Below are 19,671 nucleotides of genomic sequence, written 5' to 3' on the forward strand. Positions count from 1 at the left end.
GTTATCCGTCCTCGCTGCCCAGGTAAATTCGGATGATCGAACCCTTCGGCACTCTCGCGCCGGCTTCCGGCGCCTGCCGCAGAACGGTGTTGCCCTTGCCCGACGAGGTCAGCTGGAAATTCATGTTCATGTCCTCGTAAATGTCGCTTACCGTCTTGCCCACGAGATTCGGCACCGTTACCGTCGGGGTCTCGCCCGGCTTCAGCTCCTTGTTCAACTGCTCCTTGCGCGGCTCGACGCCGAGATGCGGCAGCGCGTCGGCCATAATGTTGCGGACGACCGGCGCGGCGACGACGCCGCCGAACTGAATGCCCTGCGGATTGTCGATCGCGACGTAGACGACAATCTGCGGATCGTCGGCCGGCGCGAAGCCGATGAACGAGACAATGTGCTCATTCGGCGAGTAGCGGCCGTTCACGACCTTCTGCGCCGTCCCCGTCTTGCCGCCGACCCGGTAGCCGTCGAGGAAGGCGTTGCCGCCCGTGCCTTGCGCGACGACGCTCTCCAGCGCCGAGCGCACCTGCACCGACGTCTCGGGTGAGATGACCTGCCGGACGAGCTCCGGCTGGTTCTCCTCCAGCACCATGCCGGTGTCCGGGTGAATCCACTTCTTGGCCACGTACGGCTTGAAGAGCTTGCCTCCGTTAATCGCGGCGGACACCGCCGTAATCTGCTGAATCGGCGTCACCGACACCCCCTGGCCGAACGAGGTCGTCGCCAGCTCGACGGGCCCGACGTTCTTCAGGTTGAACAGAATCCCGTTCTCTTCGCCGATCAAGTCGATCCCCGTCTTCTTGCCGAAGCCGAAGTCCTTGATATAGCTAAAGAGCGTCTCCTTGCCGAGGCGCTGCCCGAGCGCGACGAAGCCGGGGTTACACGAATTCTCGACGACCTCGAGGAACGTCTGGCTGCCGTGCCCGCCCTTCTTCCAGCAGCGAAGCTTGGCGCCGGCGACCTCGGTGTAGCCGGGGTCGAAGAAATATTCGTTCTTCAAGTCGACCTTCTTCTCTTCCAACGCAGCCGCCAAGGTAATGATCTTGAACGTCGAACCGGGCTCGTACGTCATCCAGATCGGCAGGTTCCGGTTGTACACCATCGGATCGACATCCTGATAGTTGGATGGATGGAACGTCGGCCGGCTGGCCATGGCGAGCACCTCGCCGGTGTTCGGATCCATCGCGATGGCGATCGCGCTGTTCGGCTGGTACTGAAGCACCGCTTGATCCAGCTCCCGCTCGACGATTGATTGGACGGTCTGGTCGATCGTCAACTCCAGCGTCAAGCCGTCGCGCGGCGGATCGTACTTCTGCGCGGGGTCCGGCATCTTGTTGCCTGCTGCGTCGACCAGCGACGAGATATTGCCGTTGATGCCTTTGAGCAAGTCGTTATATTTGAGCTCCACGCCGTTCAAGCCGTCGCTGTAGCCGGTGAAGCCGAGAATGTTCGCCGCCAGCGTGCCATAGGGATAGAAGCGTTTGCTGTCCTCTGCTACGACGATGCCCGGCAGGTTAAGCGCGCGAATCTGGTTGGCGAGCTCAGGCGAGATTCGGCGTCCGCCCGGCTGCAGCCGCACATCCTTCTCGTTCTTGGTAAGCATGCCGTAGAGCTTCTCCTCCGTCATGCCGAGCAGCGGGGCGAGCGCCGCCGCTGTCCCCTTCTTGTCTTTGACCTGCACGGGAACAGCGTACAACGTTGGCATGCTGACGTCATAAGCGAGCTTCACGCCATTGCGGTCGACGATATCGCCCCGCTTCGCCGTGAACTCGATCTCCCGACGCCAGGAGTCCTCCGCCATCTGGGACAGCTTGGCGCCGTTCCATAGCTGCACGTAGCCCAGGCGCAGCGCCAAGATGCCGAAGGCGACAATAACGCCGATCAGAATGAGGAACAGCCTCTTGCGCACCGTCACCTGCGATATCTTCACAATGCAAAACCTCCCTTCGAAAAAGCCGGAACAAGCCATTAAGCCTTAGTTCCAAGCTATTCCATGAAGGGAGGAGTTAGAACAAGCCATGCCGGCTTGTCTCGTTACCCGGATGAATCATCGCCAGCGGCGGCGGCCGCGCCGTCTTTATCCGCTTGCTCGCCGTTGCCGGCGCTGTCGGTGTCTTCGCCTTGGCTCGAGGCTTCGTCCTCGTCTTCCGCCTTCGCGCCGGCAGGGGCCAGCGTCAGCGCGACGGCAGTCTTGCCGCCGGACGAGCTCGTTTGCTGCGACACGACGTAGCCCTCGCCCTCCGCCGTACAAGACACGCCTAGCAGTGCGCACATCTCCAGCGCGTCGCGAAGCGACATACCCTGCATGTCCGGAACGCTTCCGGCGCTGCCCTTCGTCTCCGTCACGAGGAAGACGGACTGCGACGTCGGCAGCATGGTTCCCGCTCGCGGAACCTGCTGGAGAATCCGGGCCCCCTCTCCAAGCGTCTGCGCCGTGAAGGAATGATTCTTCAGCTCGTTCTTCGCTTGTTCGATCGTCATCCCGGTCACGTCCGGAACGGCTGCCGTCACGTGCTCGTCGGCCGCTCCGCCATTATCGGAGTTCTGGTTGTCCTTGCCGGCAGCGTCTTCTTCCACCTTCGGCATCACGCCCAGATGCAGCAGCGATTGCCCCATGATCTGCTTGAAGATCGGCGCTACGACGCCGCCGCCGCTGGCATACTCATCCTCCGGCCGGTCGACCAACACGTACAGCACGATCTTGGGATCTTCGACCGGCGCATAGCCGATGAACGATACGACGTATTGACCCGATAGAATCTTGCCGTCCGAACCGTATACTTGCGCCGTTCCCGTCTTGCCCGCGATGCGGTAGCCGGGAATGTAGGCGTTGCGCCCGGTGCCGATCTCCTTGTCGCTGACGACCTGCTCCAAATATTCGCCGACCTGGCGCGACGTCTCCTCCGAGATCACTTGACGCACCACTTCCGGCTGCGTCACCGTCTTCTCGCCTGTCGCCGGATCCGTGATCGACTTCACCAGATGCGGCTTCATCAGCTTGCCGCCGTTGGCGACGGCCGCGACCGCGGCTACCTGCTGCAGCGGCGTCACCGTGACGGCTTGACCGAAGGTGGCTGCCGCCCAGTCACGGTTCCATACGGGAATCGGGCTGCCGACGACTTCGCCCTGCAGCTCGATGCCCGTCTTGACGCCGAAGCCGAAATTGTTGATATACTCCTTAAATTTATCTTTGCCGAGCATCTCATAGCCGAGTTTAACGAACGCAACGTTACTGGAATGCTTCAAACCTTCAAGGAACGTAATCTTCCCCCAGCCCGAATAGTTAGAGTCGTGAATCGGCTTGTCCTTGCTCGAGATGCTGATGCTGCCGGATTGATAATATTCGTCCGGGTGGAACAGCCCCTCCTGAACCGCCGCCGCCAGCGTCACGATCTTGAACGTCGAGCCCGGCTCGTACACCGATTGGATCGCGTTGTTCTTGAACGCCTCCAGATTGCTCGCATCCTCCCAATACTCGTTCGGGTTGAAGTCGGGCAGGCTGACCATGCCGAGAATGTCCATCGTCTTCGGATCGGCGGCGATGGCCGTAATGCTGACTGGATTATATTCAGCATAGGCGGCCCGGACAGCCTCCTCCATATAGAACTGAATATCGGTATCGATCGTCGTCGTGACGTCTTTGCCGTCCACCGGCTGCTGAACTTCAAGCTCTCCGCCCGCCAGTTGCGTCCGAATGCCGTCCTTCTCGTACGTAATCTTGCCGGGCTGGCCTTGAAGAACGTCGTTCAACGTCTTCTCCAGCCCCATTCGCGGGATACCGTCCTTATCCTCGTAACCAAGCACCTGGGAAGCAAGAGAGTTCTTCGGATAGTATCGCTTCTGTTCCTCGATGAAATAAAGGCCGATGTCCGACTTGCCCGTCTGCTCGCTTAATTCGTCCTTAAACGCGATGAGCCGATCGGCGACTTCCTTGTCAATCTTCCAGCCTTCCGGACGGACTTCGCGCTGATCGTAATAGCCGCCGTCCTTCTGCGCGTTGACGATATCGCGAACCTCGTTCTCCGGCTTGTCCAGCACAAGATGCAGCTTGGATACGATCTGGTCGAGCAGCCGCCATTCGGGATGCTCGGCCTCCAGCGCGTGTATCTTCTTCGGACTCACGGCGACCGTATAGGCTGAAGCGTCGGCGGCGAGCACCTTGCCGTCCCGGTCGTAGATGGTGCCGCGCTCTTGGGGCAGCGGCTTGCTCGTAATCCACGTCTTCCGCGCTTGCTCCGCCCAGAAAGGGCCGTGGGCAACCTGCACCAAATAGATATGAACGATCAAACCGACAAAAAGGAGGGTTAGCAACCCTCCCAGCAACAGCGTACGAATTCGAATTCTTCTGGTCATTGCTCATCACCCTTCGCGCAAGCTTACGGCTTCGCTGTCCCGGACGCCTCGGACTCGCTTCCGTCCGAAGGAGACAAAGTGATCGGCTGCCCTCCTTGAGGCTGCAAGCCTAACTGCAACGCCTTCTCTTGGATATGGTTCGGATCTCTCAGCTTCTCGACTTCCCGCTGCAGCTCCTTCGACTGCTGGACGGTCTCTTCGTATTGGATGCTTGTCAATTGAATCTCGCGATTCAATTGATAGAGGCTCGCATAACGATAGATCACAAGGCTGGACACGGCGACAAGCACCATGACGGTCAGCATATAGAGAAGCTTCTCGCCCACCGGAATCGAGCGGCGGCGCAGCTGCGGAGCTTGCTGCCCGCGTTGTCTTGGAGTCGGTTGAGATGGCTTGCGTTCCTCTTGAAGCGCCAGATTCCCATAGTATTGCATAGCGTAATTGCCCCCCTTGCGAATGCTGTTCATAATCTATCAGATAAAAAGTTGGATTCGGCTTCTCGTTAGTGTCCGGCGGAACCGCCGAGCTTCTCGGCGATGCGCAGCTTGGAGGAGCGCGCCCGGTTGTTCAGCTCCAATTCCTCTTCGGAAGGAAGGATCGGCTTGCGCGGCGTCAGCCGCAGCCTTCCGTCGCCGCCTCCGCAGACGCACACCGGAAAGTCCGGCGGGCAGCGGCAAGTCGCGACTTCCTTCGCGAACGTCTCCTTGCATATTCGGTCTTCGAGCGAATGGAAGGTAATGACCGCGATGCGGCCTCCCGGCTTCACGCAATCGATCGCCTGCTCGAGCGCCTCGCGGAATGCGCCCAGCTCGTCGTTCACGGCGATGCGAATCGCCTGGAATGAACGCTTGGCCGGATGCGGACCCGTTCTTCTTGCCGCGGCGGGGATGCCGGCCTTGATTAACTCGACAAGCTGCCCCGTCGTCTCGATCGGCGCCTTCTCCCTCGCCTGCACGATGTGCCTGGCGATTCTGCGGGCGAACTTCTCCTCGCCGTAATCCCGAAGGATTCGCGCGATGTCCGCTTCCTCCCACTCGTTGACGATCTCCTTCGCCGTCAAGCGCTGGCTCCGATCCATCCGCATGTCCAACTCGGCCTCTTGATGGTAGCTGAAGCCTCGGTCCGCTTCATCCAGCTGCGGGCTGGAGACGCCGAGGTCGAACAGCACGCCGTCAACCTGCGGGACGCCGCCCTCGAGCGGAACCTCGGCTTCCTTCAGCGCCTCGGTCAGGCGCCGGAAGTTGCTCTTGACCAACGTAACGGCTTCGCCATAAGGCTTCAGCTTCTCCCGCGCATGGGCAAGTGCGGTATCGTCCTGATCCAGCCCGATCAGCCGGCCCCGGCCCGGAGCCAGCCTTGACGCGATCGCCTCGCTGTGGCCCGCCCCGCCGAGCGTGCAGTCGACGTAGATGCCGTCTTCTCTCACGCGCAGCCCTTCGACCGCTTCCTTAAGCAGCACGGTAATATGTTGGAACATGATGCAAGCCTCCCGGCAACCTCTCGGGTCGCTTCTGTCTGTCTATGTATGTAACTAGCAATGTGTAAACGACGGTCAGAAATTAAAATCAAAATCGACGAGCTTCTCGGCAATCTCGCCAAAGGACTCTTGCGACTGCAGGTTATAAGACTCCCAGGTTGACCTGTCCCAGATCTCCACACGCGTGGAGACGCCGATGACGACGCATTCCTTCTCGAGCTTGGCGTATTCGCGCAAATGGGCGGGCACGTTTACCCTTCCCTGTTTGTCCCATTCGCATTCCGACGCGCCCGAGAAGAAGAAACGGGTGAAAGCGCGGGCGTCGGACTTCATCATCGGCAGCTGCTTCAGCTTCTGCTCCAGCAGGCTCCATTCTTGGCGCGGATAGACGAACAAGCAGTTGTCCAAGCCGCGGGTGAGGATAAAATCGGCGCCGAGGGCATCGCGAAACTTCGCAGGGATGATGATGCGTCCCTTGTCATCGATCGTGTGCTGAAATTCCCCGAGAAACATTTGCCCCCGTCACCCCCATCATCCACCACTTTCCACCACTTTGAACCACATATGATGAAATATTCGCGTCATAAAATAAAAATCCTGCTCCGAGAGCAGGATTTGTTAAAAAATTATTTTAGCCGATAAAATTATGGCCGAGCAGATTCGACGTCAATCGACCGGCCTCTCCTCTTCCTCCGCCGCGGCTCCAAGGCTGGCCGGCGGTACGGCCGCGGCCGGATCGGACGCCGCCGCATTCAGCTCCTTGCGCCGCGCCGCCGCGCGAATTCGTTGGGCGGCTCGGGCTTTGCGGGTCCACCAGTAGGCGGGAACGCCGATCACCGCAGCGACGAGCAGCACCGGCAGCAGACCGGCCGCGAAGGTCAGCAGCCCTTCTCCGATGCGCCCCAGCAAGCGGGTTGTTCCCACCAGAGCGTCGCCCAGCTTAGCGCCCAGTCCGGCATTCTCCTCTGCCTTCGCCGTCTCTCTCTCGCTAATCTCATAGAGCCGCAAGTTGATCGTGGAATAAGCGACGTTCTGATCCAAGTAGCGCATCCGGCCTTTGATCTTCTCGATCTCCTGCTGCACGCTGCCTAGCGCGTTCGAGAAGGCGACCAGATCGTCCGTACTCGCCGCCTTGTCCATGAAGGCGAGCATCCGCGCCTCTTCGGCCTGCTTGGCCGTGAGCCTTCCTTCCAGATCGACGTATTCTTCGGTCACGTCGCTGCCTTGAATCTGCCGATCGAAGCCTTCGTTCGGAATTGCCTTGAGCAGCGCCAGGAAGGAGCTAAAGTTGGCGGAAGGCACTTTGATGACATAAGTTGAACCGATCTCGTCGCCGTTGTTCGTGTCCGAGAATTGAACGATGAAGCCCTGGCTTTGGAAAATGGCGTTGCTGACCTTCTCTTCCGCTTTGTCGAAGCTCTCTGCCTTCAGAACCACGGTCGCGGAGTATATCATCTTCCGGTTGTACCCCGCGTTAGCGTCTGCGATCGCTCCGATGCCGCTGCCCGTGCCCGCCGCCGTATCCGCACCCTGCGCGGCTGAAGAAGCGCTCGGCGCCGATTCGGCGGAACCGGAAGCGTCTTGAGCCGTTCGGTCTTCGCTGCCGCTCTCGCCGGAGCCTAAAGCGAGGCTCTCGCCGAATCCAGCCGAAGCCGGCTCCGCACCGTCAGCCATCGATGCCGCACTGTCGTCGTTGGAACTGGATGAGCATGCGGCAAGCGCAGCGAGCAGCAGCAGCGCAGCCAGCGAGCCCAACAACCATTTTCCCCATCTGTCTCTGTTCGGAAGCTCCATCGTTGTGTTCCCCCTCTATCTCATTTGGTCCGTTCGCCAAACTAGACGGGGAATGGGTGGCAAAAGTTACATGTTCTGGGTTTGTTCGTCTCTGAGAGCAATATAAAAAACCTCCCGTGTGCCTAGGATCGGCACGGGAGGCATAAACGCAGCAAACTTAGTGGGAGGCCCAGCTGTCCAAGTAAGCCTTCTGTTCGTCGGTCAGCCGGTCGATGGAGATGCCGAGCGACTCCAGCTTCGTGCGCGCCACTTGCTCGTCGAGCTCGTAAGGAACGTTCACGACGCGGTTGCCGATCGAAGCATAGTTGTCGTTCACATACTTCAGCGACAGCGCCTGCAGCGCGAACGTCATGTCCATGATCTCGGCCGGATGCCCGTCGCCGGCGGCCAAGTTCACGAGACGGCCTTCGGCGAGGACATAGATGCGGCGGCCGTCCTTGAGCGCATACTCCTCGATATTGCGGCGAACCGTCCGCTTCGATACAGCCAGCTCGGCCAGCTCGACCAGGTTCACTTCCACATCGAAGTGGCCGGCGTTGGACAGAATCGCGCCATCCTTCATGTTCGCTATATGGCGGCCGCGAATGACGTCCCGATTGCCGGTAACGGTCACGAAGAATTCGCCAACCTTGGACGCTTCGTCCATCGAGAGCACAGTGAAGCCGTCCATATAAGCCTCCACCGCTTTGATCGCGTCGACTTCCGTCACGACGACGTTCGCGCCGAGTCCCTTCGCCCGCATGGCGACGCCTTTGCCGCACCAGCCGTAGCCGTTCACGACGACCGTCTTGCCTGCGACAACCAGATTTGTCGTCCGGTTAATGCCGTCCCATACCGATTGGCCGGTGCCGTAGCGGTTGTCGAACAAATACTTGCAATAAGCATCGTTGACCGCCACCATCGGGAACTTCAGCGAGCCTTCCTTGTCCATCGCCTTCAGACGCAGAATGCCCGTCGTCGTCTCTTCAGCCCCGCCTCTCACATTCGAAATGAGATCCTGGCGCTCGGTATGCAGAATCGTGACGAGGTCTCCCCCGTCGTCGATGATCAGGTCCGGCTTCGTCTCGACGGTCTTCACGAGCAGGTTGTGATATTCTTCGGGAGTCGGATTGTACTTGGCGAATACGGCGATGCCGTCCTCAACCAGCGCCGCGCACACATCGTCCTGCGTCGACAGCGGATTGCTGCCCGTAATGGCTACTTCGGCGCCGCCCGCCTGCACGACTTTGGCCAAATACGCCGTCTTCGCCTCCAGATGAAGCGAGATCGCGACGCGCAGTCCCTTGAACGACTGCTCGCGCTCGAATTGCTCCCGAATCCGGTTCAGCACCGGCATATGGGCCGAAGCCCAGTCAATCTTGAGTCTGCCTTCCGGCGCTAGGGAAGGATCTTTAATTACGCTTTGCAGTGATGTTCTCATAGGGAATACTTCCTCCTCTTGATGTTCGAGTACAGAATACGAGCCAAGCAAATTATTCCGAGACAATACGGTGTCCGCCTGTGACATCGTATGGCGCTTGCTTCCACAGCTCCAGCCAATCCGGGCCGTAACGGTTCAAGAAGTGAATGGCGCCGTAGATGCGCTCCTGCGGCTTGCCCTGCGGCCACAGCGAGAAGCGCATCCGATCCCATTGCCTAAGCCCAGCGTCATGCTTCTTCGCCACCGAATCCTCCGCCCGCTCCTGCAGGTAGGCGATCTGCTGCATGATTCTGTCGCGGTTCGCCTCGCCAAGCTTGGCAAGACCCGATTCGACCTGCGCCACCGTATCCAAGATCGGTGCGTACAGCTCCGCGAACCGCTCGCGGACGGCCGCGAATTTCGCTTCTAGCTGCCACTGGTCCTGCCGCTCCAGCCACTGCGCCTTCAGCTCATCGCCCCGCCGAATAATATCAAGCGGCGACACCTCGTATTTCTCAAGCAGCTTGACGACGCCGGGCTCCAAATAGGTGAACGACTGCCGAGGCACGATAAGCGGCATCTCTATCTCCAATCGGGCGAACGCCGGACCGAGCTGCCCCCAATAGGCGATCTCGGACGGCCCAAGCACGGTCGCCAGCACCGGCAGCGCAAAGTCCTGCATGAGAGGCCTCGTCAGCGCATTATTACTGAGTCGGTCCGGGTTCTCGTCTGCCAGTCGTAGGAGCTCGTCTCGTTCGAAGGAGACCTCGCCCCGGCGGTCGGCGAAGCGGCCGTTCTGCTTGTAGAGCAGCACGCGTCCCGCATCGCCATGAACGAACAGGTTGGCGCAGCCGGGAGCCGATTCGGCTTGAACCGGCCAGCCCAGCGAGCGGACGCGGCTGTCACCTTCCGCGAGCGCCGCTTCCACTTCGTCATTCCGTTCAATCAGTCTGCGGAAGAACGAGCCTTCCAGCCGCCGAAGCGCCGGATCGTCGGCATCGAGCAGCACGAGGCCGTCCGAGCCGAACCAATCCGAGAGCAGGCGCGCGAACGCGATGGTCAGCGTCGGCGCATCGGCCACTTGCTCGCGAAGGCGGTCCAGCAGCGCCGGCTTGAATTCTGAATCGGGCAGCGCGGCCGACAGCTCTTCGACAGCGGCAGCCCATTGCTCCGACGACAGCTCGGTTCGGCTGACCGCATGGCGCGCCCCTTCCGGCCGCTCAATGCGAATCCGCTTCACTTGTCCTTCGATCGATCCGATATGGACATGATTGGCTTCGTCGAAGTCATGATCTTCCCCTGCGATCCAGAACACGGGCACGACCGGACGTCCGAGCAGCTCCTCGGCGTATTTGGCCGTCTGAATGACCGTTAACGCCTTGTAGACGATCAGCAGCGCACCGCCGAACAGCCCGGCTTGTTGACCGCCGACGACGGCGAGCGCTTGATCGCGCTCCAGCGAATCAATGGCGCGAACCGCCGCCTCATGCGTCCCGATGCGCGTTTGATAAGCGCGAAGGACAGATGCGAGTTGGCTGCGGTCAGCCCGGTTAGCTTCGGTCCGGTCGAGCCAATCCGCCCGGCCGAGCCAGTCTTGCGAATTAGAAGGATGGGATCCGAACAAGCCGCATACGGCCGGATCAGCCATCCGATAACGTTCCGCCAGAGACGGAGAAGACAGCCCTTCTAGGGGAGTCAAATTCATCAGGGGGTCCTCCCGACTAATAAATAGCAAGTAACATATCCAAAGTTGATTGTACATGAATAGGTAAGCTTCGGCAAAGAGCAAAGTGAAGCGGTCCTTTGAAGCCTATCGCGATTGCTGCGGCAGACCCCCAAGGAATCTCGCAGCTTATCCTCCAACCTATTCGCCTCGGCGCCCGCAAGTGTTCGCGGATTCGCCCGATTCCAACGCGAAGAGGCCGCTCCCCGGGCGTCCGGCCCGAAGCAGCAGCCTCTTCAGCAGCTTCTCTTGCAATTGTCTTAAGCGTAGTGGCAAGCAGCCCAGTGGCCGTCCTTCACTTCGCGGAAATCAGGCACTTCCTTCGCGCACTTCTCCGTCGCGAACGGGCAGCGCGTGCGGAACGGGCAGCCGCTCGGCGGATGGATCGGACTCGGCAGGTCGCCGGACAGGACGATCCGCTCCTTCTGCGCCTCGATCAACGGATCGGGAATCGGGATCGCGGACAGCAGCGCCTGCGTGTACGGGTGCTTGGGATTGGCGTACAGCTCCGAGCTCTCCGCCAGCTCGATCATCTTGCCGAGATACATGACGGCAACACGGTCGCTGATATGCTTCACCATCGACAGATCGTGCGCGATGAACATATAAGTCAGGCCGAGGCGCTTCTGCAGATCCTGCAGCAGGTTAACGACCTGCGCCTGAATCGAGACGTCGAGCGCCGAGATCGGCTCGTCGCAGACGATGAACTTCGGATTCGCCGCGAGCGCACGGGCGATCCCGACACGCTGCCGCTGGCCGCCGGAGAATTCATGCGGGTAACGCGCAGCGTGCTCGGGCCGGAGGCCGACTAGATCCAACAGCTCTTCCACCTTGCGGCGGCGTTCTTTGGCGCTGCCCGCGATGCCGTGAATGTCGAGCGGCTCGGCGATCACGTCCATGATGTTGAAGCGCGGATTAAGCGATGCGTACGGATCCTGGAAGACCATCGCCATCTCGCGGCGCAGCGTCTTCAGCTCAGAGCCTCTCATCTTGTAGATGTTCCGCCCGTTAAACAGCGTCTCGCCCGAGGTCGGCTCGTACAGGCGCATAATCGTCCGGCCCGCGGTCGACTTGCCGCAGCCGGATTCGCCTACGACGCCTAGCGTCTCGCCCTTGCCGATCGAGAGCGTCAGGTCGTTCACGGCCTTCAGTGTCTCGTTACTGCCAACCGGGAAGAACTTGCTCAGATTTCTCACTTCGAGCAGCTTCTCGCCGGACGCGCCTGCGACCGGTTGGAAAGCAGCCCCCTTCGTCTTCACTGCGGATGCGCTCATGCTTGCACCTCCTTCGCGAGCGGATGGTGCAGCCAGCATTTGGCCGTCTGGCCGTTCTCGCCGACCGGCACCAGCTCCGGATCATGGTTCAGGCACACTTCCATGGCATGCTCGCAGCGTGCGCAGAAGGCGCAGCCGACCGGCGGCGCGAGCAGGTCGGGCGGCGTCCCGTCGATCGGCACGAGCGGTTCGCCCTTCGGCAGATCGAGTCTGGGCATCGACCGCAGCAGCCCGCGGGTATACGGATGCTGGGGCTTCGCGAAGATGTCCCACTTCGTTCCCGTCTCCACCACTTGGCCGCCGTACATGACGATCACCTTGTCGCACATATCGGCTACGACGCCAAGGTCGTGTGTGATGAGAATGATGGAAGTGCCGAACTTCTGCTGCAGATCCTTCATTAATTGCATGATCTGCGCTTGAATCGTCACGTCGAGCGCCGTCGTCGGCTCATCGGCGATGAGCAGCGCCGGATTGCAGGACAGCGCGATGGCGATCATCGCCCGCTGTCTCATGCCGCCGGAGAAATTGTGCGGGTATTGGCCGAAGCGCGCTTCCGGATTCGGAATACCGACAAGCCGCAGCAGCTCCAACGCGCGCTCGCGCGCTTCGCTGCGGTTCATGCCCTGATGCTTGATCAAGCCTTCGGTAATTTGATGGCCGATCGTCATCGTCGGATTCAGCGATGTCATCGGGTCTTGGAAGATCATGCCGATCTCCTTGCCCCGAATCGCCTCCATCTCCGCCTCTGTCGCATCCACCAGATTGCGGCCCATAAATTCGATTGAACCTTGTTTGACGAAGGAAGGAGGACTGGGCAGCAGCCGCATGATGCTCTGAGCGGTTACGCTCTTGCCCGAACCCGATTCGCCTACGATGGCGACCGCTTCGCCCTTCTTCACTTCGAAATTGACGCCTCGTACCGCCTGCACTTCCCCGCCCCGCGCACGGAACGATACGTGCAGGTCGTTCACGCGAAGAATCGTATCCATCTCGTCACCCCCCATGAGAGATTCATCTATTATTTCTTAAGCTTCGGGTCGAACGCGTCGCGAAGACCGTCCCCGAATACGTTAAAGGCAAGCATCGTTAAGCAGAGCAAGGCGGCAGGGAACATCATCTGCCACGGGAACAGCGTCCAGCCGGCGAGCGAGTCGTTAATCATCGTCCCCCAGGAAGCGGCCGGCGATTGAACGCCAAGACCTAGGAAGCTCAGGAACGCCTCCGAGAAGATCGCGGAAGGCACGGTCAACGTCAAGGTGACGATGATCGGTCCAAGCGTATTCGGAATCAGATGCTTGAACAGCATTCGCGCGCCGGAGGCGCCCATCGAACGGGCAGCCAGCACGTACTCTTGATTCTTGAGCTGCTTGATCTGGCCCCGAACGATCCAGCTCATGTTGATCCACCCCGTCACCGACAAGGCGAGAATGATCGTCCACATGCTCGGCTCCATAACGACGAGCAGGAGAATGACGACGAGGAGATACGGAATGGAATACAGAATCTCCGAGACCTTGTTCATCATCTCGTCCGTGCGCCCGCCTGCATAGCCCATAATTCCGCCGTAGATGACGCCGAAGATCAAGTCGATAGCAGCCGCCGCGAGACCGACGACGAGGGAGATGCGAGCGCCCATCCAGAGCCTGGAGAACAAGTCGCGGCCCAGGTTGTCGGTTCCGAACCAATAGTCTGCGGAAGGCGGCTCATTCGTCCGGTCGAGATTGTTCGTGAAGTAATCGTGCGGCGAGATCATTGGCCCGATGATCGCCATTACCCCCAGCAGCACGAGGAAGACGACGCCGGACATCGCCAGCTTGTTCGTGACGAGCCGGCGGAGCACATCGCGCCACATCGGAACGCTGTCCCCGGCGATCGTCTCGCCGGGAGGACGGAACGAGAGCCTCTTGAACATCTCTTTGGTTAACGTTAACGTCCGGCTGTCCTTCATGACGAGGCCCCCTTTCTAGAACGAAGTCCGATTCGAGGATCCACAAGACCGTACAAGAGATCCGTCAGCAAGCGCGCAAGCATAAGAATGACGGCATAGAACAGCGTAATGCCCATAATCAGCGTATAGTCGCGGTTCGACACGCTGTCGACGAAGTATTTGCCAAGCCCGGGAATGCCGAAGATCCGCTCGACGACGACTGAACCGGTCAAGATATTAGCCGTCATCGGGCCGACATAGGTAACAACGGGAAGAATGCCGTTGCGCAGCGCATGCCTTACGATCGTGACGCTGCGCTTCAAGCCCTTCGCCTTCGCGGTCTTGATATACTCCGCGTTCAATACCTCGAGCATGGTCGAACGGGTCAAACGCGCGATATAAGCGATCGGCAATGCGGCCAGCGCCAGGACCGGCAACACGTAATCGAACGGGCCGTTTAGTCCTGCCACTTGGAACCACTGCAGCTTGTAGCCGAAGAGATATTGGGTCATCGACGCCAAGACGAAGTTCGGAATGCTGACGCCGAGAACGGCGATGACCATGGCGATGCCGTCGATCGCCTTGCGATGGTACATAGCGGCCACAACGCCGAGGCCGACGCCGACAATAACCGAGACGATAATCGCGAAGATGCCGAGCCGCAAGCTGTAGCCGAATGAATCCGTAATAATGCTGGATACGGTCTGATATTGGCTCTTCATCGACGTACCGAGGTCGAGATGAATCAGCTTTTTCAAATAAATCAAGTATTGCTCCCAGATCGGCTTGTCCAGGCCGTAGAAAGCCATGAGCTTCGCCTTAACCTCCGGCGGCACCGCCTTCTCGGAAGTGAACGGGTCGCCCGGGATGGCCTTCATCAGGAAGAACGTCGCCGTCGCAAGCACGAACAGAGAGATGATAACGGAGACAAGCTTCCCTCCCCAATATCGAACCACGTCATTTCACTCCTTTCTTCTACTGTACGGAAGCGCGCGTGAAGTCGATCTGGCCTTGATAGTCCATCTCGAGCCCTTGCACGTTCTGCTGGACCATGTAGACACCGGAATAGTAGTACACCGGCAGAATCGCCATGTTGTCCTTGACCAGAATTTGCTCCGCCTGATCCATCAGCTGCATGCGTTGCTGCTGGTCGCTGGAGGCGTAGGCTTGCTTGACGAGCGCATCGTACTGCGGATTCTTGAAGCCCAGATCATTGTTGCCGCTGGTGGACGTATACATGTCGATGAACGTCATCGGATCGTTGTAGTCGGCCGACCATCCGGCCCGGGCGATGTCATAGTTCAAGCTTGTGCGGTTCTGCAGGAACACCTTCCACTCCTGCGTCTGAATCTGAACTTCGATGCCCAGATTCTTGCGCCACATGTCGGCGAGCGCTTCGGCGACCTGCTTGTGACCCGCGCCATCGTTAATCGTCAGCGTGACGGGCGGGAAGCTGGCGAGGCCTTCTTCCTTCAAGCCTTGCGCCAGCAATTGCTTGGCTTGGGCGATATCCTCCGACAGGAGGCCGGTATCCGGATACTGCTCGCGGAACATCTGACCGTCGCCTTGAATGCTCGGCGGCACGAAGCCATATGCCGGCACCTGACCGCCTTTGGTGACCTTATCGACAATCAACTGCCGATCGATCGCCATCGTGAGCGCCTTGCGGATGTTCAAGTTATCGAAGGGTTGCTTCGTCAGGTTGAAGGCATAATAATACGTGCCGGCGGTCGGCTGAATGTGCAGCTCGTCCTTGTTGATCTCCTTCAGCTTCCCGATCTGTTCCGCCGGAATCTCGCCGGTCGGGAAGCCTGCGAAGCTAAGCTGTCCCGTATGGAACATCATCATCTCGGTCGAAGCGTTGTTGACCATATAGAAGTGAACCTTCTTCAGCTTCACTTCACCCTTGGCGTAGTAATTCTCGTTCGGGACGAGATCGATCGCATTGCCGTGCTTCCAAGACGCCATCTTGAATGCGCCGTTCGTGATCATCGTCTCGGCTTTGGAAGCCCAAGCTGGATTGCTCTTCGCCGATTGGTGCACCGGGAAGAGCGTCCAGAAGGACGTAATGCTAAGGAAATACGGCGTCGGATTCTCCAATTCGACCTGAAGCGTATAATCGTCAAGCGCCTTGACGCCGACTTGATTCGGATCGCTGATATGGTCCGGATTGTCCGCGGCCATGTTATAATTTTGGGCGTTCTTAATGTAATACAGCTGGTATGCATACGGCGACGCCGGATTGAGATTCGGATCCAACACCCGCTTCCACGCATACTCGAAATCATGGGCCGTGACCGGGTCGCCATTCGACCACTTCGCGTCATGGCGAAGGTGGAACGTATAGGTCTTCTTGTCCCCAGAGATGTCCCACTTCTCAGCGACGCCAGGAATGGTGTTGCCTTCCGCGTCCTTGCGGGTCAAGCCTTCATACAGGCCGGTAAGCACCACGAACGACACGGAGTCCTGCGCGAGCGCCGGATCAAGCGAAGGCGGGTCTGAAGATAGATTCATATTAAAAATCCCGGGGCCGGACGCGTTCTTCGTTCCGCAGCCGGCGAGGAGGACTCCCGTAACAAGCAGCAGCGCGAGGATCGAAAGCCATGTTTTGCGCATGCGAAAGTAAACCCCTATCTGTGTGGAATGATATCACTGATTATATCGCTCCTGATATTTTTGTACCACAAGTCATTATTTCCTGCTTTCCCACCGGATGCGCCTTCGTGCCATCATCCCATAGACCAGCCACTTTATCCCTGTAAATCATTGCCGCAGGAAATAAAAAACAACCCACATATTCATGTAGGTTGCTTCCGCCGCTTCATCTATATTCGGTTATTCGGATAGCTAAGACAACGGCGTGAACGCCAGCTTGGCTAATTCGATGATCATGAGCAGCACGTACAGAACGGACAAGACGAGGAACGACAGCCTCCAGATAGCACGAATCAGCTTGCGAGCGTTCACCTTGCCCCTGATCCGGTTCTGGGCGTTGCCGATTAAGCCTGCCGTAATCAGCATGAACAGCAGAATGATATAAGGCCCGAAGGAAGTGCCCATCTGATTCAGCTGGCTGGAGACGATGCCGATCAGGAATAGCGTCGTGACGTCCATCGATAGTTGGATCGCGCGCTTCTTGTCTCCGCTTCGCAGCTTCACGGTGAGATATATAATAAGAAACGGAATCATCGGCACTACCGCAAGATACGAGTATGCCTGAACCAAAGCGTTCCACAATCCGGCCATTGCTTCCTCTCCTTATCCGTCCGATATCGACTTCACCATCCGCGTGATCTTGTCATTCCACGGGGCTTGCCGGCCGAGATTGGCCGCCAGGCTGACCACGGCGCCGTTAATCGCGTCTATCTCCGTCTTGCGTCCGGCCAATATGTCTTGCAGCATGGAAGAGTGGTTCGAGGCAGTCCGGGCGCAGACGTGCAGCAATTCGTCCCAATGCGAACCGTCCTTCAGGCCGTATTCGCGCAGGATACCCGCCGTCTCATCGTATAACTGCCGCATCAGGGAGAGCCGCTCAGGCGTCGACGTCAGCTCGCCGTTGCGAATTCGCAGAAGTGCGGTAAGAGGGTTGATGACAGCGTTGATCAACAGTTTCCGAAGCATTCGTTCTGTCATATTATTCGACATGGAAACGGTAAATCCTGCCTGAATCAGCCGACTTTCGATATATTGCATCCGATCGTGATCGGGACTTTTGGCGTATGTCGGGGGTATTGCGGCGAACAAAGGAGCTTGTCCAAGCCAAATTTGCCCTTTGCCGGTGTGCGCCACCTCTGCCGGCCCGCTGCGCCGCGCCGCTTCCGTCGTGACGGCGGCCGCCAGCTCCGCCGAGGGCAAGCCTGCCTGCAGCTTGTCGAAGTGGCCGATTCCATTGCAGAAGGCGACGATCGCATGCTCTTCAGGCAGCATGTGCTTTAGCCTTGCGACGAACGAAGGCGTCAGCGCCGTCTGCTTCATGGCCAGCAGAACAGCTGTGCCGCTTGGCGCCGCCGCTTTCTCCAACGGCACGGCCTTCACGGCAGCCGTCATGGCGGCGTTCACGGTTGTTGCATCTGCCCCTCCCGCGCCGTCTATAACGGTGATTCCATCGCGTTCGATGATCCTGGCCTGATCCTCGGTCCGGGTCCACAGCTCCGCCGGGCATCCTGCCGCATTCAGCTTGCCTGCTAGAAGCAGGCCAAGCGAACCGCCGCCCGCAACGGCTATCTTCGTCTCTCGCATCCGACTCTTCCTCTCTGCCAACAGGGTCCTCTTTACCTTACCATATCGTAACAAAGAAGGCTCCTTCGCTCGCATCGCGAGACGAAAGAGCCTTGGGACCGCAGCCGGATTCCATGATACGGAGCTCTCGGTTGCTATTGCTCAAGTCATTCCTGTTACTCAATCCGCTCCAGATTGCCGTTCGCGTCCATCTTGAACCGGGTCTTCTCTTCCTCCGATTCCTCGGACAGGAAGGCGAGACGCCGCGCACGGTCCATAATGCGGATCAGCGCTTTGTAATCGTCGTTCACGACCCGGTAATCGGTCTGCACCTCGCTGACTTCCTTGTTCAGACGATCGTTCTCTTGCTTCAGCTCCGCCAGAAGCTCTTCCTTGTCTTTCAGCTCTTTCTCTAGCGTGCGGACCTGCCTCGTCAGCTCTTGAACGGTATTCTTCCATTGGCGCAAATACCGGATGACCGCTTCCATCGACAGGCTGTCTGCCGTCACCAACTCGTTCTTCCCATTCTCGGAATCTTCCGCCAGCACCGTGTCGGCGGAGCTTAGCGCGGGAAGCCCTTGCTTCTTCAAATAATTGCGTTTCTGCCTTTGCTGCTTCGCAATATTAATCGCTTCGTCATAGCGTTTGCGGACGCAGCTGTTCCAGCGGAATCCGCAAGCAGCGGATGTGCGCGCGATGCGCTGGCCCACTTCCTCGAACGCGGCCAGCTGGGTGCTGCCCTCGCGGATATGCCGCAAGGTCACCTCCGCCAGAATCATGTCATCGTCCGGACTCCATGCATCTTGTCTTACAGCCGTCATGCGACTGCTCCCTCCTCGTCGAATGCCATCAAGCCGATTGGCCTTTTTATCATTTCTATGCCCATGGTAGAGTTCATAGAATCTATCGGATACTTCTATATATATCCACTTTTCGCGGCGGTATACCTCGGTGGGGGGAGGCGCAGCCGCGAATGAATAAAAAGGCGAAGGAAGCGGAACATTGAGAACATGTCCAAAAAGTTTGCCAAATCGTCACTTCTTCAGGTTTACACTTTACTGGGACCACAGGTATAATATGCTTGTGAATTAGGGGAACGAACAGAGAGGGGGATCTATCATGGCACGTATGTTCCGGGTATTAGGGTTCTTTACGCTGGTCATCGCTCTGATGTCGTTCGCGGGCGATATGTGGGAAATGTCGTTGCTGTTCTTCATTCAGGCGGCCGTATTCTTCTTGTTCGGCTATCTGAAGTTTACGGAACGTACATATCTCTTCATGTTCTGGGGCTATATGATCATCGCATTCCTGGGCTTCACCTATTGGAGCGTCTTCGAGATGGGATTGCCTTTCTAATCCGCCATCCGCACTCGCAATTAAGAGTCCGGTGCCTTCTGGGGCGCCGGACTTTTTTTTATGAAATCGTGTCAGCACGCACGGTGGAAAATGCGCATGGCAAAGCTAGACTACCGCTAGCAGCCCATTGAATAGGGGGGATCTTAGGCTTGC

17 protein-coding genes are annotated in these 19,671 nt (G+C 58.6%); 1 reads left to right on the forward strand and 16 read right to left on the reverse strand.

All coding sequences use genetic code 11. The features are described 5' to 3' along the window. Position 1: 1 nt before the first annotated feature. The 16 genes from H4Q31_RS08305 to H4Q31_RS08380 form a co-directional block, all read right to left on the reverse strand. Positions 2 to 1,924, reverse strand: a complete 1,923-nt coding sequence (locus H4Q31_RS08305) for a stage V sporulation protein D (RefSeq protein WP_185178592.1) — start codon at positions 1,922 to 1,924, stop codon at positions 2 to 4. A gap of 104 nt (positions 1,925 to 2,028) precedes the next feature. Next, entirely contained in the window at positions 2,029 to 4,347 is a 2,319-nt protein-coding gene (locus tag H4Q31_RS08310) for a penicillin-binding protein (protein ID WP_185178593.1), read from the reverse strand. Between the two features lie 23 nt (positions 4,348 to 4,370). Further along, entirely contained in the window at positions 4,371 to 4,781 is a 411-nt protein-coding gene (locus H4Q31_RS08315) for a septum formation initiator family protein (protein ID WP_185178594.1), read from the reverse strand. A 68-nt stretch (positions 4,782 to 4,849) separates the two neighbouring features. Next, positions 4,850 to 5,824, reverse strand: coding sequence for a 16S rRNA (cytosine(1402)-N(4))-methyltransferase RsmH (gene rsmH, locus H4Q31_RS08320; RefSeq protein WP_185178595.1), 975 nt, complete (start codon positions 5,822 to 5,824; stop codon positions 4,850 to 4,852). Between the two features lie 75 nt (positions 5,825 to 5,899). Further along, the gene (gene mraZ / locus H4Q31_RS08325) at positions 5,900 to 6,337 is read right to left on the reverse strand and encodes a division/cell wall cluster transcriptional repressor MraZ (protein ID WP_185178596.1); all 438 of its coding nucleotides are present in this window, start codon (positions 6,335 to 6,337) and stop codon (positions 5,900 to 5,902) included. Positions 6,338 to 6,490: 153 nt separating this feature from the next. Continuing rightward, on the reverse strand, positions 6,491 to 7,618 hold the full coding sequence (locus H4Q31_RS08330; RefSeq protein WP_185178597.1) for a DUF4349 domain-containing protein: 1,128 nt from the start codon (positions 7,616 to 7,618) through the stop codon (positions 6,491 to 6,493). A gap of 157 nt (positions 7,619 to 7,775) precedes the next feature. Continuing rightward, complete coding sequence (locus H4Q31_RS08335) at positions 7,776 to 9,038, reverse strand: adenosylhomocysteinase (RefSeq protein ID WP_185178598.1); 1,263 nt, start codon at positions 9,036 to 9,038, stop codon at positions 7,776 to 7,778. 52 nt (positions 9,039 to 9,090) lie between these two features. Continuing rightward, complete coding sequence (bshC, locus tag H4Q31_RS08340) at positions 9,091 to 10,722, reverse strand: bacillithiol biosynthesis cysteine-adding enzyme BshC (protein ID WP_185178599.1); 1,632 nt, start codon at positions 10,720 to 10,722, stop codon at positions 9,091 to 9,093. Positions 10,723 to 11,000: 278 nt separating this feature from the next. Beyond that, positions 11,001 to 12,014, reverse strand: a complete 1,014-nt coding sequence (locus tag H4Q31_RS08345; RefSeq protein ID WP_185178600.1) for an ABC transporter ATP-binding protein — start codon at positions 12,012 to 12,014, stop codon at positions 11,001 to 11,003. After that, positions 12,011 to 13,006, reverse strand: a complete 996-nt coding sequence (locus H4Q31_RS08350) for an ABC transporter ATP-binding protein (RefSeq protein ID WP_185178601.1) — start codon at positions 13,004 to 13,006, stop codon at positions 12,011 to 12,013. Before H4Q31_RS08350 ends, H4Q31_RS08345 begins: the two co-directional genes overlap by 4 nt. Positions 13,007 to 13,035: 29 nt before the next feature. Beyond that, positions 13,036 to 13,929: an ABC transporter permease gene (locus tag H4Q31_RS08355; protein WP_185178624.1), complete on the reverse strand. Its 894-nt coding sequence runs from the start codon at positions 13,927 to 13,929 to the stop codon at positions 13,036 to 13,038. 32 nt (positions 13,930 to 13,961) lie between these two features. After that, positions 13,962 to 14,900: an ABC transporter permease gene (locus H4Q31_RS08360; RefSeq protein ID WP_185178602.1), complete on the reverse strand. Its 939-nt coding sequence runs from the start codon at positions 14,898 to 14,900 to the stop codon at positions 13,962 to 13,964. Between the two features lie 19 nt (positions 14,901 to 14,919). Further along, positions 14,920 to 16,560: a peptide ABC transporter substrate-binding protein gene (locus tag H4Q31_RS08365; RefSeq protein WP_185178603.1), complete on the reverse strand. Its 1,641-nt coding sequence runs from the start codon at positions 16,558 to 16,560 to the stop codon at positions 14,920 to 14,922. Positions 16,561 to 16,791: 231 nt separating this feature from the next. After that, positions 16,792 to 17,190 carry a DUF3397 domain-containing protein gene (locus H4Q31_RS08370; RefSeq protein WP_185178604.1) on the reverse strand — a complete coding sequence of 133 codons (399 nt, stop codon included), beginning with the start codon at positions 17,188 to 17,190 and terminating at the stop codon, positions 16,792 to 16,794. Positions 17,191 to 17,202: 12 nt separating this feature from the next. Further along, on the reverse strand, positions 17,203 to 18,183 hold the full coding sequence (locus H4Q31_RS08375; RefSeq protein ID WP_185178605.1) for a ketopantoate reductase family protein: 981 nt from the start codon (positions 18,181 to 18,183) through the stop codon (positions 17,203 to 17,205). 155 nt (positions 18,184 to 18,338) lie between these two features. Next, positions 18,339 to 18,983, reverse strand: a complete 645-nt coding sequence (locus tag H4Q31_RS08380) for an RsfA family transcriptional regulator (RefSeq protein ID WP_185178606.1) — start codon at positions 18,981 to 18,983, stop codon at positions 18,339 to 18,341. 298 nt (positions 18,984 to 19,281) lie between these two features. Between H4Q31_RS08380 and H4Q31_RS08385 the strand changes: the two genes are divergently transcribed. Beyond that, the gene (locus tag H4Q31_RS08385; protein WP_185178607.1) at positions 19,282 to 19,518 is read left to right on the forward strand and encodes a DUF2626 family protein; all 237 of its coding nucleotides are present in this window, start codon (positions 19,282 to 19,284) and stop codon (positions 19,516 to 19,518) included. Positions 19,519 to 19,671 lie beyond the last annotated feature (153 nt).

The sequence above is a fragment of the Cohnella lubricantis genome (assembly GCF_014212015.1).
GTDB classification, from domain to species: domain Bacteria; phylum Bacillota; class Bacilli; order Paenibacillales; family Paenibacillaceae; genus Cohnella; species Cohnella lubricantis.